The organism is Neobacillus sp. plas4 (assembly GCF_057221695.1).
The window spans coordinates 4,896,605-4,913,016 of the sequence record NZ_CM170152.1 but is presented as its reverse complement, the minus strand read 5'-3'; the positions used below and the strand labels follow the sequence as shown (position 1 = coordinate 4,913,016).

22 protein-coding genes are annotated in these 16,412 nt (G+C 37.9%); 16 read left to right on the top strand and 6 right to left on the bottom strand.

Annotation, left to right across the window (positions count from 1 at the left end; all coding sequences use genetic code 11):
• Positions 1-6 precede the first annotated feature (6 nt).
• Together AC2TFD_RS24890 and AC2TFD_RS24885 are read right to left on the bottom strand one after the other, a co-directional pair.
• On the bottom strand, positions 7-291 hold the full coding sequence (locus tag AC2TFD_RS24890) for a cytosolic protein (protein ID WP_335515712.1): 285 nt from the start codon (positions 289-291) through the stop codon (positions 7-9).
• Positions 292-337: 46 nt separating this feature from the next.
• Positions 338-604: a DUF3055 domain-containing protein gene (locus AC2TFD_RS24885; protein ID WP_335515709.1), complete on the bottom strand. Its 267-nt coding sequence runs from the start codon at positions 602-604 to the stop codon at positions 338-340.
• A 385-nt stretch (positions 605-989) separates the two neighbouring features.
• Between AC2TFD_RS24885 and AC2TFD_RS24880 the strand changes: the two genes are divergently transcribed.
• The 3 genes from AC2TFD_RS24880 (at position 990) to AC2TFD_RS24870 (ending at position 3,618) form a co-directional block, all read left to right on the top strand.
• On the top strand, positions 990-2,276 hold the full coding sequence (locus tag AC2TFD_RS24880) for an EAL domain-containing protein (protein ID WP_335515705.1): 1,287 nt from the start codon (positions 990-992) through the stop codon (positions 2,274-2,276).
• 57 nt (positions 2,277-2,333) lie between these two features.
• Positions 2,334-2,768: a DUF86 domain-containing protein gene (locus AC2TFD_RS24875; RefSeq protein ID WP_335515702.1), complete on the top strand. Its 435-nt coding sequence runs from the start codon at positions 2,334-2,336 to the stop codon at positions 2,766-2,768.
• 85 nt (positions 2,769-2,853) lie between these two features.
• Positions 2,854-3,618: a TIGR01457 family HAD-type hydrolase gene (locus AC2TFD_RS24870; RefSeq protein WP_335515700.1), complete on the top strand. Its 765-nt coding sequence runs from the start codon at positions 2,854-2,856 to the stop codon at positions 3,616-3,618.
• 37 nt (positions 3,619-3,655) lie between these two features.
• On the opposite strand, the gene AC2TFD_RS24865 is transcribed toward AC2TFD_RS24870, so the two are convergent.
• Positions 3,656-4,156 carry a phosphatidylglycerophosphatase A family protein gene (locus AC2TFD_RS24865; RefSeq protein WP_335515697.1) on the bottom strand — a complete coding sequence of 167 codons (501 nt, stop codon included), beginning with the start codon at positions 4,154-4,156 and terminating at the stop codon, positions 3,656-3,658.
• A gap of 205 nt (positions 4,157-4,361) precedes the next feature.
• Here AC2TFD_RS24865 and yutH point away from each other — a divergent pair, with 205 nt between their 5' ends.
• Positions 4,362-5,372: a spore coat putative kinase YutH gene (gene yutH, locus AC2TFD_RS24860; protein WP_484674136.1), complete on the top strand. Its 1,011-nt coding sequence runs from the start codon at positions 4,362-4,364 to the stop codon at positions 5,370-5,372.
• Between the two features lie 46 nt (positions 5,373-5,418).
• Here the strand turns inward: yutH and AC2TFD_RS24855 are convergent, their stop codons facing one another.
• Entirely contained in the window at positions 5,419-5,664 is a 246-nt protein-coding gene (locus tag AC2TFD_RS24855) for a NifU family protein (protein WP_081954428.1), read from the bottom strand.
• A gap of 153 nt (positions 5,665-5,817) precedes the next feature.
• Here AC2TFD_RS24855 and AC2TFD_RS24850 point away from each other — a divergent pair, with 153 nt between their 5' ends.
• Positions 5,818-6,144, top strand: a complete 327-nt coding sequence (locus AC2TFD_RS24850) for a YuzD family protein (RefSeq protein WP_335515690.1) — start codon at positions 5,818-5,820, stop codon at positions 6,142-6,144.
• Positions 6,145-6,180: 36 nt separating this feature from the next.
• On the opposite strand, the gene AC2TFD_RS24845 is transcribed toward AC2TFD_RS24850, so the two are convergent.
• Positions 6,181-7,248 (bottom strand): NAD(P)/FAD-dependent oxidoreductase, encoded by a 1,068-nt coding sequence (locus tag AC2TFD_RS24845; protein ID WP_335515687.1) that lies wholly within the window; start codon positions 7,246-7,248, stop codon positions 6,181-6,183.
• Between the two features lie 244 nt (positions 7,249-7,492).
• Here AC2TFD_RS24845 and AC2TFD_RS24840 point away from each other — a divergent pair, with 244 nt between their 5' ends.
• Together AC2TFD_RS24840 and AC2TFD_RS24835 are read left to right on the top strand one after the other, a co-directional pair.
• On the top strand, positions 7,493-7,732 hold the full coding sequence (locus AC2TFD_RS24840; protein WP_335568564.1) for a YuzB family protein: 240 nt from the start codon (positions 7,493-7,495) through the stop codon (positions 7,730-7,732).
• 115 nt (positions 7,733-7,847) lie between these two features.
• Positions 7,848-8,213 carry a HesB/IscA family protein gene (locus AC2TFD_RS24835; protein WP_335515680.1) on the top strand — a complete coding sequence of 122 codons (366 nt, stop codon included), beginning with the start codon at positions 7,848-7,850 and terminating at the stop codon, positions 8,211-8,213.
• 38 nt (positions 8,214-8,251) lie between these two features.
• Here the strand turns inward: AC2TFD_RS24835 and yumC are convergent, their stop codons facing one another.
• Positions 8,252-9,250: a ferredoxin--NADP reductase 2 gene (gene yumC / locus AC2TFD_RS24830; RefSeq protein WP_335515677.1), complete on the bottom strand. Its 999-nt coding sequence runs from the start codon at positions 9,248-9,250 to the stop codon at positions 8,252-8,254.
• A 344-nt stretch (positions 9,251-9,594) separates the two neighbouring features.
• Between yumC and AC2TFD_RS24825 the strand changes: the two genes are divergently transcribed.
• From AC2TFD_RS24825 to kapD, 9 genes are all read left to right on the top strand, one after another.
• Positions 9,595-10,812, top strand: coding sequence for an NAD(P)/FAD-dependent oxidoreductase (locus tag AC2TFD_RS24825; protein WP_335517357.1), 1,218 nt, complete (start codon positions 9,595-9,597; stop codon positions 10,810-10,812).
• 82 nt (positions 10,813-10,894) lie between these two features.
• Positions 10,895-11,386 (top strand): NUDIX hydrolase, encoded by a 492-nt coding sequence (locus AC2TFD_RS24820; RefSeq protein ID WP_335517355.1) that lies wholly within the window; start codon positions 10,895-10,897, stop codon positions 11,384-11,386.
• A gap of 156 nt (positions 11,387-11,542) precedes the next feature.
• Positions 11,543-11,671, top strand: a complete 129-nt coding sequence (locus AC2TFD_RS24815; protein WP_335517352.1) for a YuiA family protein — start codon at positions 11,543-11,545, stop codon at positions 11,669-11,671.
• A gap of 158 nt (positions 11,672-11,829) precedes the next feature.
• Positions 11,830-12,153, top strand: coding sequence for a YuiB family protein (locus AC2TFD_RS24810; protein ID WP_335517350.1), 324 nt, complete (start codon positions 11,830-11,832; stop codon positions 12,151-12,153).
• A gap of 136 nt (positions 12,154-12,289) precedes the next feature.
• A complete protein-coding gene (locus AC2TFD_RS24805; RefSeq protein ID WP_484674135.1) occupies positions 12,290-12,907 on the top strand; it encodes a 3D domain-containing protein in 618 nt (205 codons plus the stop codon).
• A gap of 295 nt (positions 12,908-13,202) precedes the next feature.
• On the top strand, positions 13,203-14,711 hold the full coding sequence (locus AC2TFD_RS24800) for a leucyl aminopeptidase (protein WP_484674134.1): 1,509 nt from the start codon (positions 13,203-13,205) through the stop codon (positions 14,709-14,711).
• Between the two features lie 121 nt (positions 14,712-14,832).
• Positions 14,833-15,078, top strand: a complete 246-nt coding sequence (locus AC2TFD_RS24795) for a hypothetical protein (protein ID WP_335568567.1) — start codon at positions 14,833-14,835, stop codon at positions 15,076-15,078.
• A gap of 123 nt (positions 15,079-15,201) precedes the next feature.
• A complete protein-coding gene (locus AC2TFD_RS24790; RefSeq protein ID WP_484674133.1) occupies positions 15,202-15,585 on the top strand; it encodes a hotdog fold thioesterase in 384 nt (127 codons plus the stop codon).
• A gap of 176 nt (positions 15,586-15,761) precedes the next feature.
• Complete coding sequence (gene kapD, locus AC2TFD_RS24785; protein WP_335517335.1) at positions 15,762-16,382, top strand: 3'-5' exonuclease KapD; 621 nt, start codon at positions 15,762-15,764, stop codon at positions 16,380-16,382.
• The last annotated feature ends 30 nt before the right edge of the window (positions 16,383-16,412 follow it).

The following is a 16,412-nucleotide window of genomic DNA, read 5'->3' as shown; positions in this document are numbered from 1 at the left end:
TTTATTTTATTGATTATATGGAGCTTGTCCATCACTCTCAGGGTCATCATGTGTGGGATGCGCACCTTCCATTTGTCGAGGAATATTCTGATGAAATGTTTTATCCTCATAATTAAAATTACTATAATAGCGCTGCCCTTCCTGCCATGGAGTGCTTTTGTTCTCGACCGGTTCGTCTTGGCGTATAGGCGATCCATATGGACCATCTGGAAATTCCTCAGCAGTTAGGAAGTTCTTTTGTTTTTCGACATTCGATAAATCAAAATAGTTTCTTGACTCTTTCTCAACCATTTATATCACTCCTTTATAGTAGTATGTAAAAAGGAGTGGTAAAAAATTAAATGGTTTCTAATAAAAAGCTGCGTAGTTCCTCAGCATCCTCTTCATTTAATTGAAAAGCGTATTCTAGGTACCCTTCCTCTTTTAAATCATCCTCACCAATTATAGCAAAGCGATTTCCTTGCAGGTCCATTATCAGCTGCTTTCCAAAATGACGATCGGTTTTAACAATGGCCAAATCGAAACGTTGGTTATCACCAACAAAGCTAACGAATCGAGTTTTAGTGTCCTCTGTATCATCGTATAAGAAAAAACGTTCTTTCATTGTAATGTTCTCCTTTAGTTAAATTATTCAACCTCTTTATCTTACCAAATAATACGTCCCCGGGGGAGACTTGCTTTTAATGGCTATCTTCGTAACGATTGATGTTAAAATCTTAAAGCCGATTTAACGTGGAAATATTTACTTTGCCCCTTTGAATTAAGTTTGCAAGCTCTTTTCTTATTAAATTTGATTTTTCCCACTAAAACACTGCATAATCATTATTTTATATTATAAAAAGCAACAAAGGTTAAGAAAGCGCCTTATTAATAGAATATTGTTAAAAATTTACTCAATGAAAACCGGAATCTGTCATATTGTGTTACAATATACTTATTGTTGTCGTATGGTGCTTCTGAGAGGGATGGATTGCATGGGCTGTCGTTACATGAAAAAGATTAAGAATGTAATGAAATGGGGAAAGATTATTTTACCGCTTTCGTCGATTCGCTATTACCCTCCTCAATTTATTTTGCGCAGCCCTTTAGAAGAAGGAGTAACGGACGCATTTGAGTCTGGGTATGAGGTTTGTGTAATCGTGTTTAAGATAGGAAATTGTAACGGTTTGATGGAAGAGATTACAATAAAGGAACATGCCAAATTAATGAAAAATATGAAAAGGCTGTTTCAAACTGCGGTGGAAAAAGAAGTGAACCCCATGGAAGTACTGACCTTGCATGATTATTTTGGTGAAGGTATCAGTCTTTTGTTAAAAGTCGATCATGACCGACATTCTATATCGAATATTGACGTTATTATAAAGAAGATAACCAGTGATGTGGAACAAAAATTCAGCAAGCTTTATTCTTCTGTTTATCCCGTTTTTGAAGTCGGATATATGTTTATAGAAAAAAATAATTATTCGATCGAAGCGTCAATCGTAAGGGCGCACAGACAAGCGATTGCAATGGCAGAAAAGAGGCAGCAGTCAGAGATTAATGAAATGATATTAGCGATTAACAAGATTGTTACCCAAAAGGCTATCACCCTTTTAGCACAGCCCATAATAGATGTAGCAACGAACGAGATACGTGCATGGGAGCTGCTTACACGCGGTCCAAAGGGGACTGAATTGGAATCTCCTCTTCAGCTTTTTACTGTTGCGAGACAATCGGGACGTTTGTACGAATTAGAAATGATTGTGCTGGAGAAAGTGCTTCAACAAATAAAAGCTTCTCGATGCCGCCAAGATATATTTGTAAATTGTACACCATTAACACTTGGGAATATTAAATTTACGAGTGACATAAAAAAATTACTGCAGAAATATAGAGGAATATCGCCAAAACAAATCACATTTGAAGTTACGGAACGGGATTCTATCGAGGGATTGAAGAATTTTGTCTTTAATATTAATGTTTTGAAGTTAATGGGATTCAAAATTGCCGTTGATGACACGGGAGCTGGGTATGCCAGCCTAAACACGATCAGTGAAATCATGCCTGATATTATTAAGATAGACCGCTCTGTTATTGAAAATATTGATAAAAACTCCGTAAAAGAGTCGATGTTAAAAGGGTTACTCTTGGTTGCTAAGGAAGCCGGTTCATTAGTGGTGGCAGAAGGAATCGAGAACCAAGAAGAAGCTTCCGTATTAACAAGAAATAAGGTTGACTTAGCGCAGGGTAATTTTTATGCTCGACCAGCGAGATTTTTCAATGAAATTGCAACATAGTAGAGGCTCTTTTCTTAGTCTGTGTTGCTGACTAGGTAAAAAAAGGAAGTGGATCAAATGTATTTTGTAGACCGTGAAAAATTGGAGACAACATTGGTTTTTTTGGAAAAACAAATCAGTCTATTTTCTAGTCAGACTGGTTGGTCATCTCCACTGGAAAAAGCAGCTTTGGAAAGAATAGCACATATTATGATCGAGTCGATGTTGGATGTGGGGAATGCCATTATAGATGGTTTTATTATGAGAGACCCTGGAAGTTATGATGATATTATTGATATATTAATCGATGAAAAGGTGATTACAGCTGAATCTGGGGAAAAGCTAAAAGTGCTCATCCAGTATCGTAAGGTTCTTGTTCAGTTATATACGGATATCGACCATGTAGAACTTCAAACCCAATTCTCACGTTATATTGAAACGTTAGCTTTATTTCCTAAGAATGTCCGTGACTACTTGACCAATGAACTGGGACCAGTATCAGCATTCAATTAATTAATCTCTATGGGCCGCGAAATGCGGTCCTTTTTATTGGTTGAAACAAAAAAGAACGGATAAGATACATATAGGAGTGATATGGATGAAAAGGTATAATGGGTATTTAATTGATTTAGATGGAACGATGTATAAAGGAACAGAAAAAATTGAGGCGGCAGGAGATTTTGTGAAAAAATTAAGGAAAAAAAATATTCCTTATCTATTCGTAACGAATAATTCATCCCGTACGCCAGCACAAGTTGCTCAAAAGTTAAGGGAATTTGATATTCCGGCTGAAGCAGATTTAGTTTTTACTACTAGTCAAGCAACTGCTAACTATATCTATGACCAAAAGAATGACGCGTCTATCTATGTTATTGGAGAAGAGGGGCTTCGTACTGCTTTAGATGAAAAAAAGTTTACATTTAGCGGAGAACATGCGGATTATGTTGTCATCGGAATAGACCGCGAGATTAGCTATGAAAAATTAGCAGTTGCCTGTTTAGCTGTCCGCAACGGGGCAGTCTTTATTTCTACAAATGGAGATATCGCGATTCCAACGGAGAGAGGTTTACTGCCTGGGAATGGTTCACTAACCTCTGTGATCGCTGTTTCTACACAAACAAAGCCGATTTTTATTGGGAAGCCTGAATCCATTATTATGGAACAAGCATTAAAGGTTTTAGGAACCTCTAAAGAAGAAACATTAATGGTTGGTGATTACTATGATACCGATATTTTAGCGGGGATGAATACAGGGCTTGATACACTTTTAGTTCACACAGGTGTTACAACAAAGGAATTACTCACAGCCTATGACCGAAAGCCAACCTACTCAATCGATTCATTGGATCAATGGGAGCCATAAGAAAAGGATGGATTGAATTCCATCCTTTTTTCACCCTTTATTCAACATGAGCTGCACGGTGGGCTAATCTGCTAGAAGCAGCAGCCGCTATTGCTCCGACAATATCGTCTAAAAAGGTATGACATTCACCGGTTGATTTATCATTTAATCGGGCTAGAATACCAGGCTTTTGTTTATCGATGTAGCCGTAATTGGTAAAACCAATGGATCCATACACATTAACGATGGACAATGCTAAAATTTCGTCAACTCCATAAAGACTTTCATCCGTTTTAATAATGGATTGAATAGGTTCTTCCAGCATCCCCTTCTCTGCGAGCATATCAAGCTGAATTCCCGTAATAATGGCATTTTGGACCTCTCGTTTTGATATAACACGCTCAACATTGGCAATACAGTCTTCCATTTTTAAGTTTTCATGGTATTTTTCCTGTAAGAAAAAGACTAAATCCGCAATATCCTGAATTTCAACGCCTCTTTCTTTTATCCATCTTCTTGCTGTTTCTTCTGTTAAATCCATTTTTTTATCTTCTGCCATTCATTTATCACCTTTTCCTTGAAAATTTTACTATTCTTAATTCATACCATATGCACGTCTCTTTGAAAAGGAACAATGAATCAATACCCTCCTAACAGATTTCTCCTAATACGTTTTTCTTATACTTATTCCTAAAACAGTCAACAAGTTTTTTTAACTACTACATATATATGACATAGGAGAAGAAAAGAGAAGAGGTGAAAGGGTGCTGCAAAAATTACTTGAAAATAATTATGGCATACAGGTCGATGAATACCTTAAATTAGATTCTTACGACGCGCTAAGAAGCAATGGATGGTTCTATTTAATTGCCAAACCGGAAGGAAGGAGTGCTGAAGATATTATTGAATTAGAGAATATTGCGGATCACCTGCGGAAGAGTGGAGATAAACATGTTCCAGCTTTTCTACAAGATAAGGAAGGGAACTATATTACAGCTTGGGAGGACCAACAGTATTGTGTCCTGGCAAATCGGCAAAGTGAGAAACATGTAAAAGTGAAATTGGGAAGAAAGTTGGCCAAATTTCATGAACGGGGAAAAAAAGTGCCCTTTAAAATTGAAAGATCAAGCAGGATAGGGCAATGGAAGCAATTATGGGAAAAGCGCCTTGATCAAATTGAAAAGGTATGGAGTGACCTTATGTTTCAAACGCCAGAAGATGAATTTGAAAAGATGTTTATTGACTCATTTCCTTATTATATCGGATTAACAGAAAATGCTATTCAATATCTTGTAGATACCGAGTTGGATGATGAACCAAAAGAAACAGATAGTGGAACGGTCTGCCATGAACGATTTTCAAAAGATTCGTGGGGAGCAAATTATTATATTAAGGACCCCTTAGACTGGGTTTTCGATCATCGGAGCCGTGATCTCGCAGAATGGACGCGAGAACGGTATTTTCAAAATACACAGACATACGAACTGGATGTGAGACAGTTTTTCAGTGACTACCAAACAGTTTCTCCATTAACCTCATTTTCATGGCGGTTATTATTTTCACGGTTACTCTTTCCATTACATTACTTCGAATGTATTGAAAATTACTATATAACGCGTTCGGAGCAGGACAAAAGACTTTTAGAAGAACAGTTAATGAGAATATTAAAACAATCAACTGAGTATGAGCGCTTTTTAGCTTACTTTTACCATACGGTAGGAGCGCCTATAAAACCATTAAAACTTCCTCAACTCGACTGGTTAGTGTTACGGTAATGAAAAAGCGATTGCTTCGATAAGCAATCGCTTTTTCATATATAATTTAAAATACTTGTTCTACTTCAACTACGCCAGGAACCTCTTCTAAAAGAGCTCTTTCGATCCCCGCTTTAAGGGTAATTGTTGAGCTCGGGCAGCTACCGCATGCACCTAGTAAACGAAGTTTAACGATACCATCCTCAACATCAACTAATTCACAATCCCCGCCATCGCGAAGAAGAAATGGACGTAATTTATCTAATACTTCCTGAACCTGCTCAAACATTTCTTGCACTTCTTGTTCTGCCATATTATATCGTCTCCTTTCCTACCTTATATTATAATGTCATTGAAGGGAAAAATCCATTATCATGAAATGGGAATTCGCACATTTACAACCATATTCTTATGGTTTACTAGTTTAAATGAGGTAAAATAAAAGAAAAAGGCAGGATTGATGGGAATGAATACTACTACAGTTGAAATTATCCTCTATGGTGCAGAACAACTTTGTCCAAGCTGCGTGAACTTACCATCCTCAAAAGAAACATATGAATGGCTGGAGGCAGCGATTTCAAGAAAATTTCCTGAGCAGCCCTTTAAAATGACGTACGTTGATATCTTTCAACCGCCGAATGACAGTGAAAAAGAAACTTTCTCCAAAAGGGTGATTGAGGAAGATTTGTTTTATCCTGTTGTTGTCATTAAAAATAAGATTGTTGGGGAAGGGAACCCAAGGTTAAAAACAATATTTGCGGAGTTGGAAAAATACGGGTATAAAGCAATTTAAACAGAAGCATTCCAGGCTGATACTGGAATGCTTCTTTTATCCGTTGTGGTACTTGTAAAGCCAAAGAACTCCGGACTTTAGTAAACGAGCAACACGGCCAGTAATTGCTCTATCTGCCATTACCCCAAAGCCATGTTTCTTACCTAGAGAACCAAGGACTCCTTTTAATTTAATGGTTGGGAAATCTGTTGGCGGTTCTTCTCCGTTCCAACGCTTTTTCAAGACTTCAGCAATTTGCTCTGCCTGTCCTTCCGCTAATTGAGCACTTGGAGCATGGGGAAGGCTTGCACAATCTCCCAATATAAAAACATGCTCATCATTTGGTAAATGGTGGCGAGGCGTAATAATCAGCCTGCCTGAGCGATCCATTTCTTCCCCTAATTCGCGAACAACCTTATTCGCCTGGATGCCAGCGGTCCAAACAATAACATCGCAGTCCAGTGGCTGATCATGATTGTAAAGCCGGTTTTCTTCAACTTTTGTGATATTTGAGTTATTAATAATTTCTACGTTATGTCTTTGAAACCAATTTTCAACATATTTACTTAATCTGTCGGGAAAGGCAGGAAGAATATGTTTTCCACGATCAAATAATTTGATTTTTAAATCTCCACGGCTTTCGCTAAGTTCACTTGCAAGTTCAACGCCGCTAAGCCCCGCACCCACGATACCAACGACAGAACCTGGCCCTAAATTGTTAAGTACAGAATAGGTCCTTCGGGACTTTTCGATGCTCTGAATGCTGTATGTGTATTGATCTGCACCTGGAACACCGTGATACTTGTCCTCACAACCTAAACCAATAATTAAGTCATCATAGGAAAGAGGATCGGTATCTTTTAAAATTACCTTTTTCTCGTATTTGTCAATTCCTATTACTTCCCCATATTTAATCGTTAATTGCGGATGCTCTGGAAAAGAAACACGTAATTCCTTATCGGAAACAGTACCTGCCGCCAATGCATAATATTCGGTTTTTAAACAATGGTATGGAACACGATCAACAAGCGTAATTATTACATCCTCTGGTAAGTGGTTAGGAAGAAGTTCACTTAAAATCTTCATTCCACCGTATCCGCCACCGAGAACTACAAGGTTTTTCATTTGTAATATCCCCTTTGTGTTTGAACCAGTAGTCACAACACTATTTTGAATAGAATATGGACCTAGCAAGCTAGGCAGTAAAAAAAATAATAGTTATATAGTATTTAATCCACTTTGAGTATAGCTGAATTGTGACAAAATAACAACAAATATGACGGTGTTATTGACAGTTATACCTGTGTCGTGATATTTGACGTAGCTATAAAAAGATAGTAGGATAATAAGCTATGGAGAGGTGATAACCATGATACAGCCCATTATTGAATTTTGCATGAGTAATTTAGCCAGCGGTGCTCAAAAAGCACTGGAGAAGTTAGAAAAAGACCCAAACCTAGATATTATTGAATATGGATGTCTTGGTTATTGCGGAAAATGTGCTTCTACTCTTTATGCACTTGTAAATGGGGAAGTCGTAACGGGTAATACACCAGATGAGCTGGTCGATAACATTTACAAATATTTAGATGAGAATCCTTGTGTTTAATACAAAGGGGCGGATTCCGTCTCTTTATTTATATTCTTTAGACTTAATTAGTTGAGTGATGAACACACAGTGTATATACTATAAGAGAGACCTCAATAAAAGGAGGAAAATATACATGAGTAACGAAGTTGTAATTTTAACGGAAGCTGCGGCTCTTCATATAAAAGAAATGATGAAGCATAATGAAGAAGAAGGTGCCCTATTACGCGTGAGTGTTAAAGGCGGCGGCTGCAGTGGATTATCATATGGTATGGGATTTGATCATGAAGTGAAGGAAAATGATCTTCAATCCGAACAGCATGGAATTCAAATTCTCATTGATAACGAGGATGCCCCTATTTTAAAGGGTACGAAAATTGATTTTAAACAATCGTTGATGGGCGGCGGATTTACCATTGAGAATCCAAACGCCATTGCATCATGTGGTTGTGGTTCATCGTTTAGAACAGCTACGGCAACAGGAACACCTGAAGAATGCTAAAATAAAGCAAAAGGCGCCTGCTTAAGGCGCCTTCTGCTTTATTTACCGAACATAGAAGAACTATGAAGCGGCTGGATCTTAGCCTTTGGATCAATATATGCCTTAGCGTTGTTGACAGCAGTAGGTGCTTCTCCAAATCCACAGGCAATTAATTTCACTTTGCCTTCATAGGTACAAATGTCCCCAGCGGCATAAATTCCCGGTACAGCCGTTTCCATTTTGGAGTTAACGACAATCGAATTCTTCTCGATTTGTAAGCCCCATTCTTTAATTGGACCGAGTGAGGAAACAAACCCGTAGTTACAAATAACGGCGTCAACATCAATGGCTTCTCTTCCGTCCCCGTTAACCCCCGTTAGGACCACTTGTTTAATACCGCTGTCATCACCAATTAATTCAGCAGGTACAAAAGGGGTTTTCACATTTACCTTTGAGTTATGCAGGTTTTCAACACTATGTTCATGGGCTCTGAATTTATCTCGACGGTGAACAATCGTTACCTCTTTGGCGATAGGCTCTAACATTAATGCCCAGTCTACAGCTGAATCGCCGCCGCCAAAAACGACAACCTTCTGCCCAGCAAACTTGTTTAGATCATCAATAAAGTAATGAAGGTTTTTACGTTCATATTGTGCAGCGCTTTCAAGTTCCAGCCGGCGTGGTTGGAATGCTCCATTACCTGCAGTAATAATAACCGTTTTTGAATAATGAATTTCTGAATTCGTTGTTAATTTGAAAGTGCCGTCTTCCTGCTTTTCTAATTTCTCGACTGACTGTTCCAAAGCGATAGCTGGGTCAAACTTTGCCATTTGTTCCTTTAGATTATTAATCAACTCTTGTGCGCGGACTTTTGGAAATCCAGCGACATCATAAATATATTTTTCCGGGTAAAGAGCCGATAATTGACCGCCTAATTGTGGTAAGCTTTCAATTATTTTTACTGAAGCTTGTCTCATTCCACCATAAAAAGCAGTAAATAGACCGGTAGGACCGCCCCCGATAATGGTTATGTCATAAATTTTTTGTGTCTCTTGCACCCTGTATCCCCCCAACTTATGTAGTAACAGATTCCTTTCCTTATAATAGCACAAATAAATAATGTCCTACAAACTATTGGGGGAGAGGCAGAGTGGTCATTGCAGGAAAAGTGAAGGCTGTATAAAAAATAATCAAATAAACTACTTGAAAATGTGAAGAGTTTAGCATAATATGTATTGAGGATAGATGTTAATTTTTTGTGACAAAAAGAGGAAACTTTTGTGTCGCTTTACGTGAATTATATCACATACTTTTTTTCCTCTTATCAAATAAAAATGGTAATAGCAGAGGAAGCTAAGAACAAGTATTTATATTTAAAATAAAAAAGGTGGAAGTGATCACTTTGAGAAAGCCAAAAATAGTTATTGTCGGTGCGGGATATGGCGGGCTTATGACAACAGTTCGGTTGCAAAAGCTTGTGGGAGTAAATGAAGCTGATATTATTTTAATTAATAAACATGATTATCATTATGAAACAACTTGGCTGCATGAAGCATCTGCAGGTACACTGCATCATGACCGGGTTCGTTATGACATTCGTGATGTGATCGACAGAAGTAAAGTTGATTTCGTTCAGGATACAGTAGTGGAAATAAAGAAGGATGAGAAAAAGGTAATTCTAGAAAAAGGCGAAGTTGAGTATGATTACCTAGTTATTGCTCTTGGCGGTGAACCAGAAACTTTCGGAATTAAAGGTTTAAAAGAGTATGCTTTTGGGATTACAAATGTTAACTCTTCACGTCAATTACGAGAGCATATTGAATATCAATTTGCTACGTACAATATGGAAGAAGAGAAAAACGATAATCGTTTATCAATCGTTGTCGGCGGTGCTGGATTTACGGGAATTGAGTTCTTAGGTGAATTAACAAATCGTATTCCAGAGCTATGCCATGAATATGATGTTGATTTCCATAAAGTGAAATTAACATGTGTGGAGGCAGCACCAACTGTTTTACCTGGTTTTGATCCGGAACTTGTAAACTATGCTGTATCTCAATTAGAACGTAAAGGGGTAGAATTCTTAATTGGTAATGCCATTAAGGAATGTACACCTGAAGGAGTTATTGTTGCTAAGGGTGAAGAGGAACCAAGGATGATTCCTGCAGAAACGGTTGTTTGGGCAGCAGGAGTACGAGGTAATTCAATTATCGAAAAATCAGGTTTTGAAGCAATGAGAGGCCGTGTGAAAGTACAGCCTGACCTTCGCGTACCAGGATTTGATGATGTCTTTATTATTGGTGACAGCTCACTCGTCATCAATGAAGAAATAAATCGTCCGTATCCGCCGACTGCACAAATTGCTATGCAGCAGGGGGAAGTTGTTGCTCGTAACATAGCTGCATTAATCCGCAACAAATTGGATCTTGAAACGTTTACGTTTGATAATAAAGGAACTGTTTGTTCTCTTGGACATGACGATGCAATCGGTGTTGTGTTTGGTAAAAAAGTAACAGGTGCTAAAGCATCCTTTATGAAGAAAGTTGTCGACAATCGTTCGCTATTTATGATTGGCGGAGCTGGACTTGTATTGAAAAAGGGTAAGTTTAACGTTTTTTAAATATGAAATTTTGCAAAAGGGCAGAGATATCTGTCCTTTTTTTGTTATTATATTAATAAATATTTTGGAGAGGGGGGTTCTTATGAGCAGTAAAGTGAAACGAGGCAAAGTTTGGTTAGCAGTAAGTGGGTTAGTCAAATCATCTGAGGGACATTGGCTCGTGGTTAAAAAGCGGTATGGCGGACTAAAAGGGAAATGGTCTCTTCCAGCTGGTTTTGTTGAAGAGGGAGAAACAGCGGATGAAGCAGTGGTTCGGGAAGTAAAGGAGGAAACTGGGTTGGACTGTACCGTTAAGGGTTTAATTGGACTTAGAACGGGGGTCATTTCAGAGGAAATTAGTGATAATTTGCTTGTTTTTCTGTTAGAACCACTGAAAGAAGCTGGTATTAAACATCAGGAAAACGAGCTATATGAGGCAAGGTTCATGGCGCCGGAGGAACTCCTTCAAGAAAAGGATGCTTCCATTATGCTTCACTACCTTATTAATTTACAGGAAACGGTTACGATACCAAGTTATGATGGTCTAAATCCTGGAGATCATTTTAAGTACAGCGCCTATAAATTATTTTTTTAATTATTAGAAAATTTAAGCGGCACCTAGAAAATGGAAGAAAGTTTAAGGTGTATCCGTTTTCCTTTCTAATTTCGGTTGATTTTCGTCCTTTTCATTTTGTCAGTTTTTTGATATATTATCAGAAAATTTAAATAATATTTTAAGGAGATGATTTGGATGAATACGACTAGCTTTGACAATAAAACATGCGATTATTGTTTAGGCACGGGATATTTTCAATTGCTGCTTGGAGGTTCTGAAACATGTACCTGCTGTGAGGGATCAGGGGAAAAGCAGGAATCCTAAAAATGAAAGATGCTGATATTTGCTAGAAATGCTTCCTACTAGAAAATTTGGGAAGCTGCTTTTTTTGCCATTTTTTAAACTGCAAACCGTTGTGTATGGATTGACTCCTTTTTGGACATTCAGTAAACTAATAAATGATGTGTAAAGGGGGTTTTTCCATGCAAATGAGCATAGTTGTTTTAATTATATCGATCTTGTTATTCTTTGTGTTATTTTTTGGAATTGGTTTTATTCTTAATATGCTTTTAAGAATGTCTTGGATTATGGCAATTATATATCCGATTATTGCTATATTTATTATTGATAAAGTAAAGTTTATCGAATACATTACAAATAGTAAAGCGGCGTTTCAAGAGCTTGGTCAAAAGTTAAGTTTATTAGCTGCTGCTGATATTCTCATACTGCTAAGCGGTCTCGCTGGAGCGATTGCAGCGGGTATTACAATCAAAATGTTACGAAAAAATGGATACCAAATGTTTTAAAAATCTTAACCGTGTTAGGTCTGCTCAGGCTTAACCGGTTAAGATTTTTTTGTGTCTGACAAATAAGTTTATACTCCTTTTTGAATAATTCCTATTTAGTTGGGAATGAATATTTTGGGAGGAGTGAAAAATATTAATGAATAGAACGAAAAATTGGATAAAACGTTTTACAATGACTTGCCTATTTTTGCTTGCCCTTTCTGTGACTGTTCAATCTATAACCGGTATTGATTTTCCATCATTCATTAAAAAAATATTTCAGCTTGAGTCACATGCTGCTGCAAGCCAGTTAGCCTCAGAGACCCCTCCACCGTTAGAGGAGGCCTTTGACTGGTCGAAATATCCAAAAACAACGGTGATTGCGACAGGTTATACAGCAGGTTATGAATCCACAGGTAAGAATGAAAGCCATCCCGAATATGGTATTACCTATTCAGGGGTAAAAGTGAAACGGGACTTATATTCTACAGTCGCAGCAGACTTATCGGTGTTTCCTATTGGAACGATTCTGTTTATTCCCGAATATGGCTACGGGGTAGTTGCTGACAAGGGCGGGGCTATTAAAGGAAATAAAGTGGATCTTTATTATGAAACAGTAGAGGATGTTTATACCAACTGGGGCAAAAGAGAAGTCGATGTGTATATCATTGAGCAGGGTAATGGGAAGCTGACGGAGGCCCAATTACAAGCATTAAACGAAAACAAATCCATGCAGGTATTCCGTCAACAATATATTTCGTCAGAGAGAAAATAGTGCAGGCTTTGTGCCTGCTATTTTTATTGTGTTGTTTTCGGGAAGATTATTGTTAAAATCTTAAAGCCGATTTTAACGTGGAAATAGTTATTTGGCTGTTTAGAATTTAGTTTACTAGCTCTTTTCTTATTAAATTTATTCATTTTTACGGAAATTTGGCGCAATCATTAATTTTGTTCCAAAATCAACAAAGTTTAGAAAGAGCTTTATTGTTGACAGTAAATACTTAGATAGTCGAAATATATTTATTTTTCCGCTATACTAAATAGGTAATATATACGGGGGTGGATAGACTATGTTTGATGTTAAGAACAAAGTTGACTTTTCAACAGCGCATGAAGGCGTAATTATTGGGTTGTTTGATAAGCATGAGAAGTTTGGCGGATCCTTAGCAAAGCTGGATGAAATCTTCGAAGGACAGCTAACGGAGCTTGTCAAAGCAGGTGATATTTCCGCTAAATTTAAAAATATTAGTAAAGTACATAGTTTTGGTAAGATAGGTGCAAAAAGAATTTGGTTTGTCGGACTTGGAAAGGAAAAAGACTTTAGCTTCGAAAAGTTAAGTGAGGCTTTAGGAAGGGTTTTTAAAGCTGTAAAAGCCAGCAAGCTTCGAGAAACGGCCATTCTTTTAGATACCTTTATTACAGAGTCAGTAAATGAACTAGAAGCGGCACATGCAGTCAGTGAATCATTTTCATTAGCTGTCTATCAATTCCAAGGGTACAAGCAAAAATCAAATGAACCAGAGAAAAAGGTAGAAAATATTACTGTATATAGTGAAAACATGGATAGAGAGGATATTCAGGCTGCTTTAACAGTTGGGCTTGCTTTTGGAAATGGGACGAACTCTGCACGTACACTTGTAAATATTCCAGGCAATCTTCTGACAGCGAAGGATATGGCAGATTATGCACTTAAGCTTGCTGCTAAATATGACTTTGAAGTGGAAATCCTTGATAAAGAAGAGATTGAGAAGCTGGGAATGGGCGCTTTCCTTGCTGTTAACCAAGGATCCACGGAGCCGCCAAAGATGATTGTTCTAAAATATCAGGGAAAAGAAGAGTGGCAAGACGTTATTGGATTAGTTGGAAAAGGAATTACCTTTGACACAGGCGGTTATTCCATCAAAACGAAAGCAGGAATTGTAGGGATGAAAACCGACATGGGCGGAGCTGCCGCTGTCCTGGGGGCAATGGAAATCATCGGTGAGATAAAACCCGAACAAAACGTGGTTTCGGTTATTCCTTCAACCGATAATATGATTTCTGGAAATGCTTTTAAACCGGATGATGTAATTACTTCAATGAGCGGCAAGACGATTGAAGTCTTAAACACAGACGCAGAAGGCAGACTGGTTCTAGCGGATGCTGTAACCTATGCTAAGCACCATGGTGCAGAATATTTAGTGGATGTGGCAACCTTAACAGGAGGGGTTATTACAGCGCTCGGATTACATACTACAGGTGCCATGACCAATCATGAAACATTATACGAACAAGTTCTTGAAGCTTCTATGGAGGCTGGAGAGCCGATCTGGCAGCTGCCTTTATTTGAGAAAGATAAAGAACGAGTTAGAAATAGTAAAGTGGCAGATTTAAATAATTCTCCTGGCAGTGAAGGACATGCCATTGTTGCCGGAGCCTTTATAGGTGAATTTGCTGAAGGCACCCCTTGGGTCCACCTAGATATTGCAGGAACTTCTACCACCTCTAAGGAACATGATCTTGGTCCTGCAGGGGCAACAGGTGTTATGACAAGGACACTCGCTTTATTCGTAGAACGTTTTGAACCAATTGGAAAATAAAGCTCAAAAAAAATCCCTGCTTGATTTTAGTGGGTTTTTCCAGGGATGCCCAACCCATCTCCTCTCTTTTCGCATATGAAATAGTGTAGGCAAGTATAGAGATTAAAAGGAGGTTTGTTGGATGTATCAATATAGAAGTCCGTATCCAGTTGGGGGTCAGAGATTTATTGGTTTTGGGCTGCCGTTTCTAGGCGGTCTAGTGGGAGGACTATTAGGAAGTGCTTTATTTTATCCTCGGCCATTTTATGGAGCTGGATTTGGAGCTGGATTTGGAGCCCCTGGAATTGGTTACCCTGGAATTGGTTATCCTGGATTCGGTTATGGTGGATTCGGTTATCCTGGATTTGGAGCCCCTGGTTTTTATTAAAATGGTAAAAAACAGCTGTAAAGGCTGTTTTTTCTTTTTTTACTACATATAAGAGGATATTTTAACTAAAAAAAGAATATATAGATGGACATTTACCACAGAAAGTTTTGAAGGGAGAAAAAAATGATAAAAAACACATTAATTGATACTTTAGGAATTAAAATTACTCATAGTGAACCGGGGAAAGTAATTGCAACAATGCCCGTAGATGGGAGAACACGCCAGCCATTTGGTTTGTTACATGGCGGGGCATCGGTTGCCTTGGCGGAAACGGTGGCAAGTGTTGGTGCATTTGAATTAGTCGATAAAGAAACTGAGGGTGCTGCTGGTCTTGAAATAAACGCCAACCATGTCCGTCCAGTTACCGAAGGATTGGTTACAGCGGTTGGGACAATTCTGCATCAGGGGAAAACAACCATGGTTTGGGACATCAAAATAACGGATGAGCAAGACCGGCTCGTTTGTGTTTCAAGGTGTACAATGGCAGTGATAAAATTGAAGAGGTAGCTTTTTAAAAAAGATGGGAGTATTCCATCTTTTTTTTGCTCTAATTGAAAAAATATTTAAAAAATTTATGTCAATTTCGTGATATAATATAAGAAATATAGAGAATTAGTACAATACTTTGTACAGGTTTCTTTATATAATGGTAGTAAGAAAAGTTTAAAAAAGGTGGTGAGAGAATGAAGGAAAAGAGACAAACTATCTTTATTGATTTTGAATTTACAATGCCTGAACGAAACGTCCGAATGAAAGATTTTTTTGCAGAAATTATCGAGGTTGGACTCGTTGCAGTTGTTGACGATCAAATTACAGAGCAATTCTCATCCTATGTAACACCACTTAAATTTCCGATTCTTTCTGAACGCTGCAAATCATTCTTACATATTTCACAGCAGCAGGTCGACCAAGGAATTTCATTCTATGAACTGATCCGAAAATTGGGAGAGTTCAATAATGAATATGAAACTACCATTGTCACCTGGGGAAATATGGATATGAAGGTTCTTCGGCACAATTGTTTAGAGGCTGGTGTGGCATTCCCCTTTAAAGCAGCTGAGTTAGATTTATCCATGGAATATAAACGGTTTTTTGGGGATCAAAATCAAACAGGATTATGGAAAGCAGTTCAAGAATATGGGAAGGAAGGTACAGGAAGACATCACCGGGCACTGGATGATGCGCTGACTACCTTTAACATATTCAGACTTGTTGAAAAGGATAAACGTTATTTAGAAAAGCCAAAGCCTACAACGATTGGTGACCGCATTGATTTTTCAAAACTATTAAATGAATTTGCATAAAAGGCCAAATCATTCAATCTGATTTGGCCT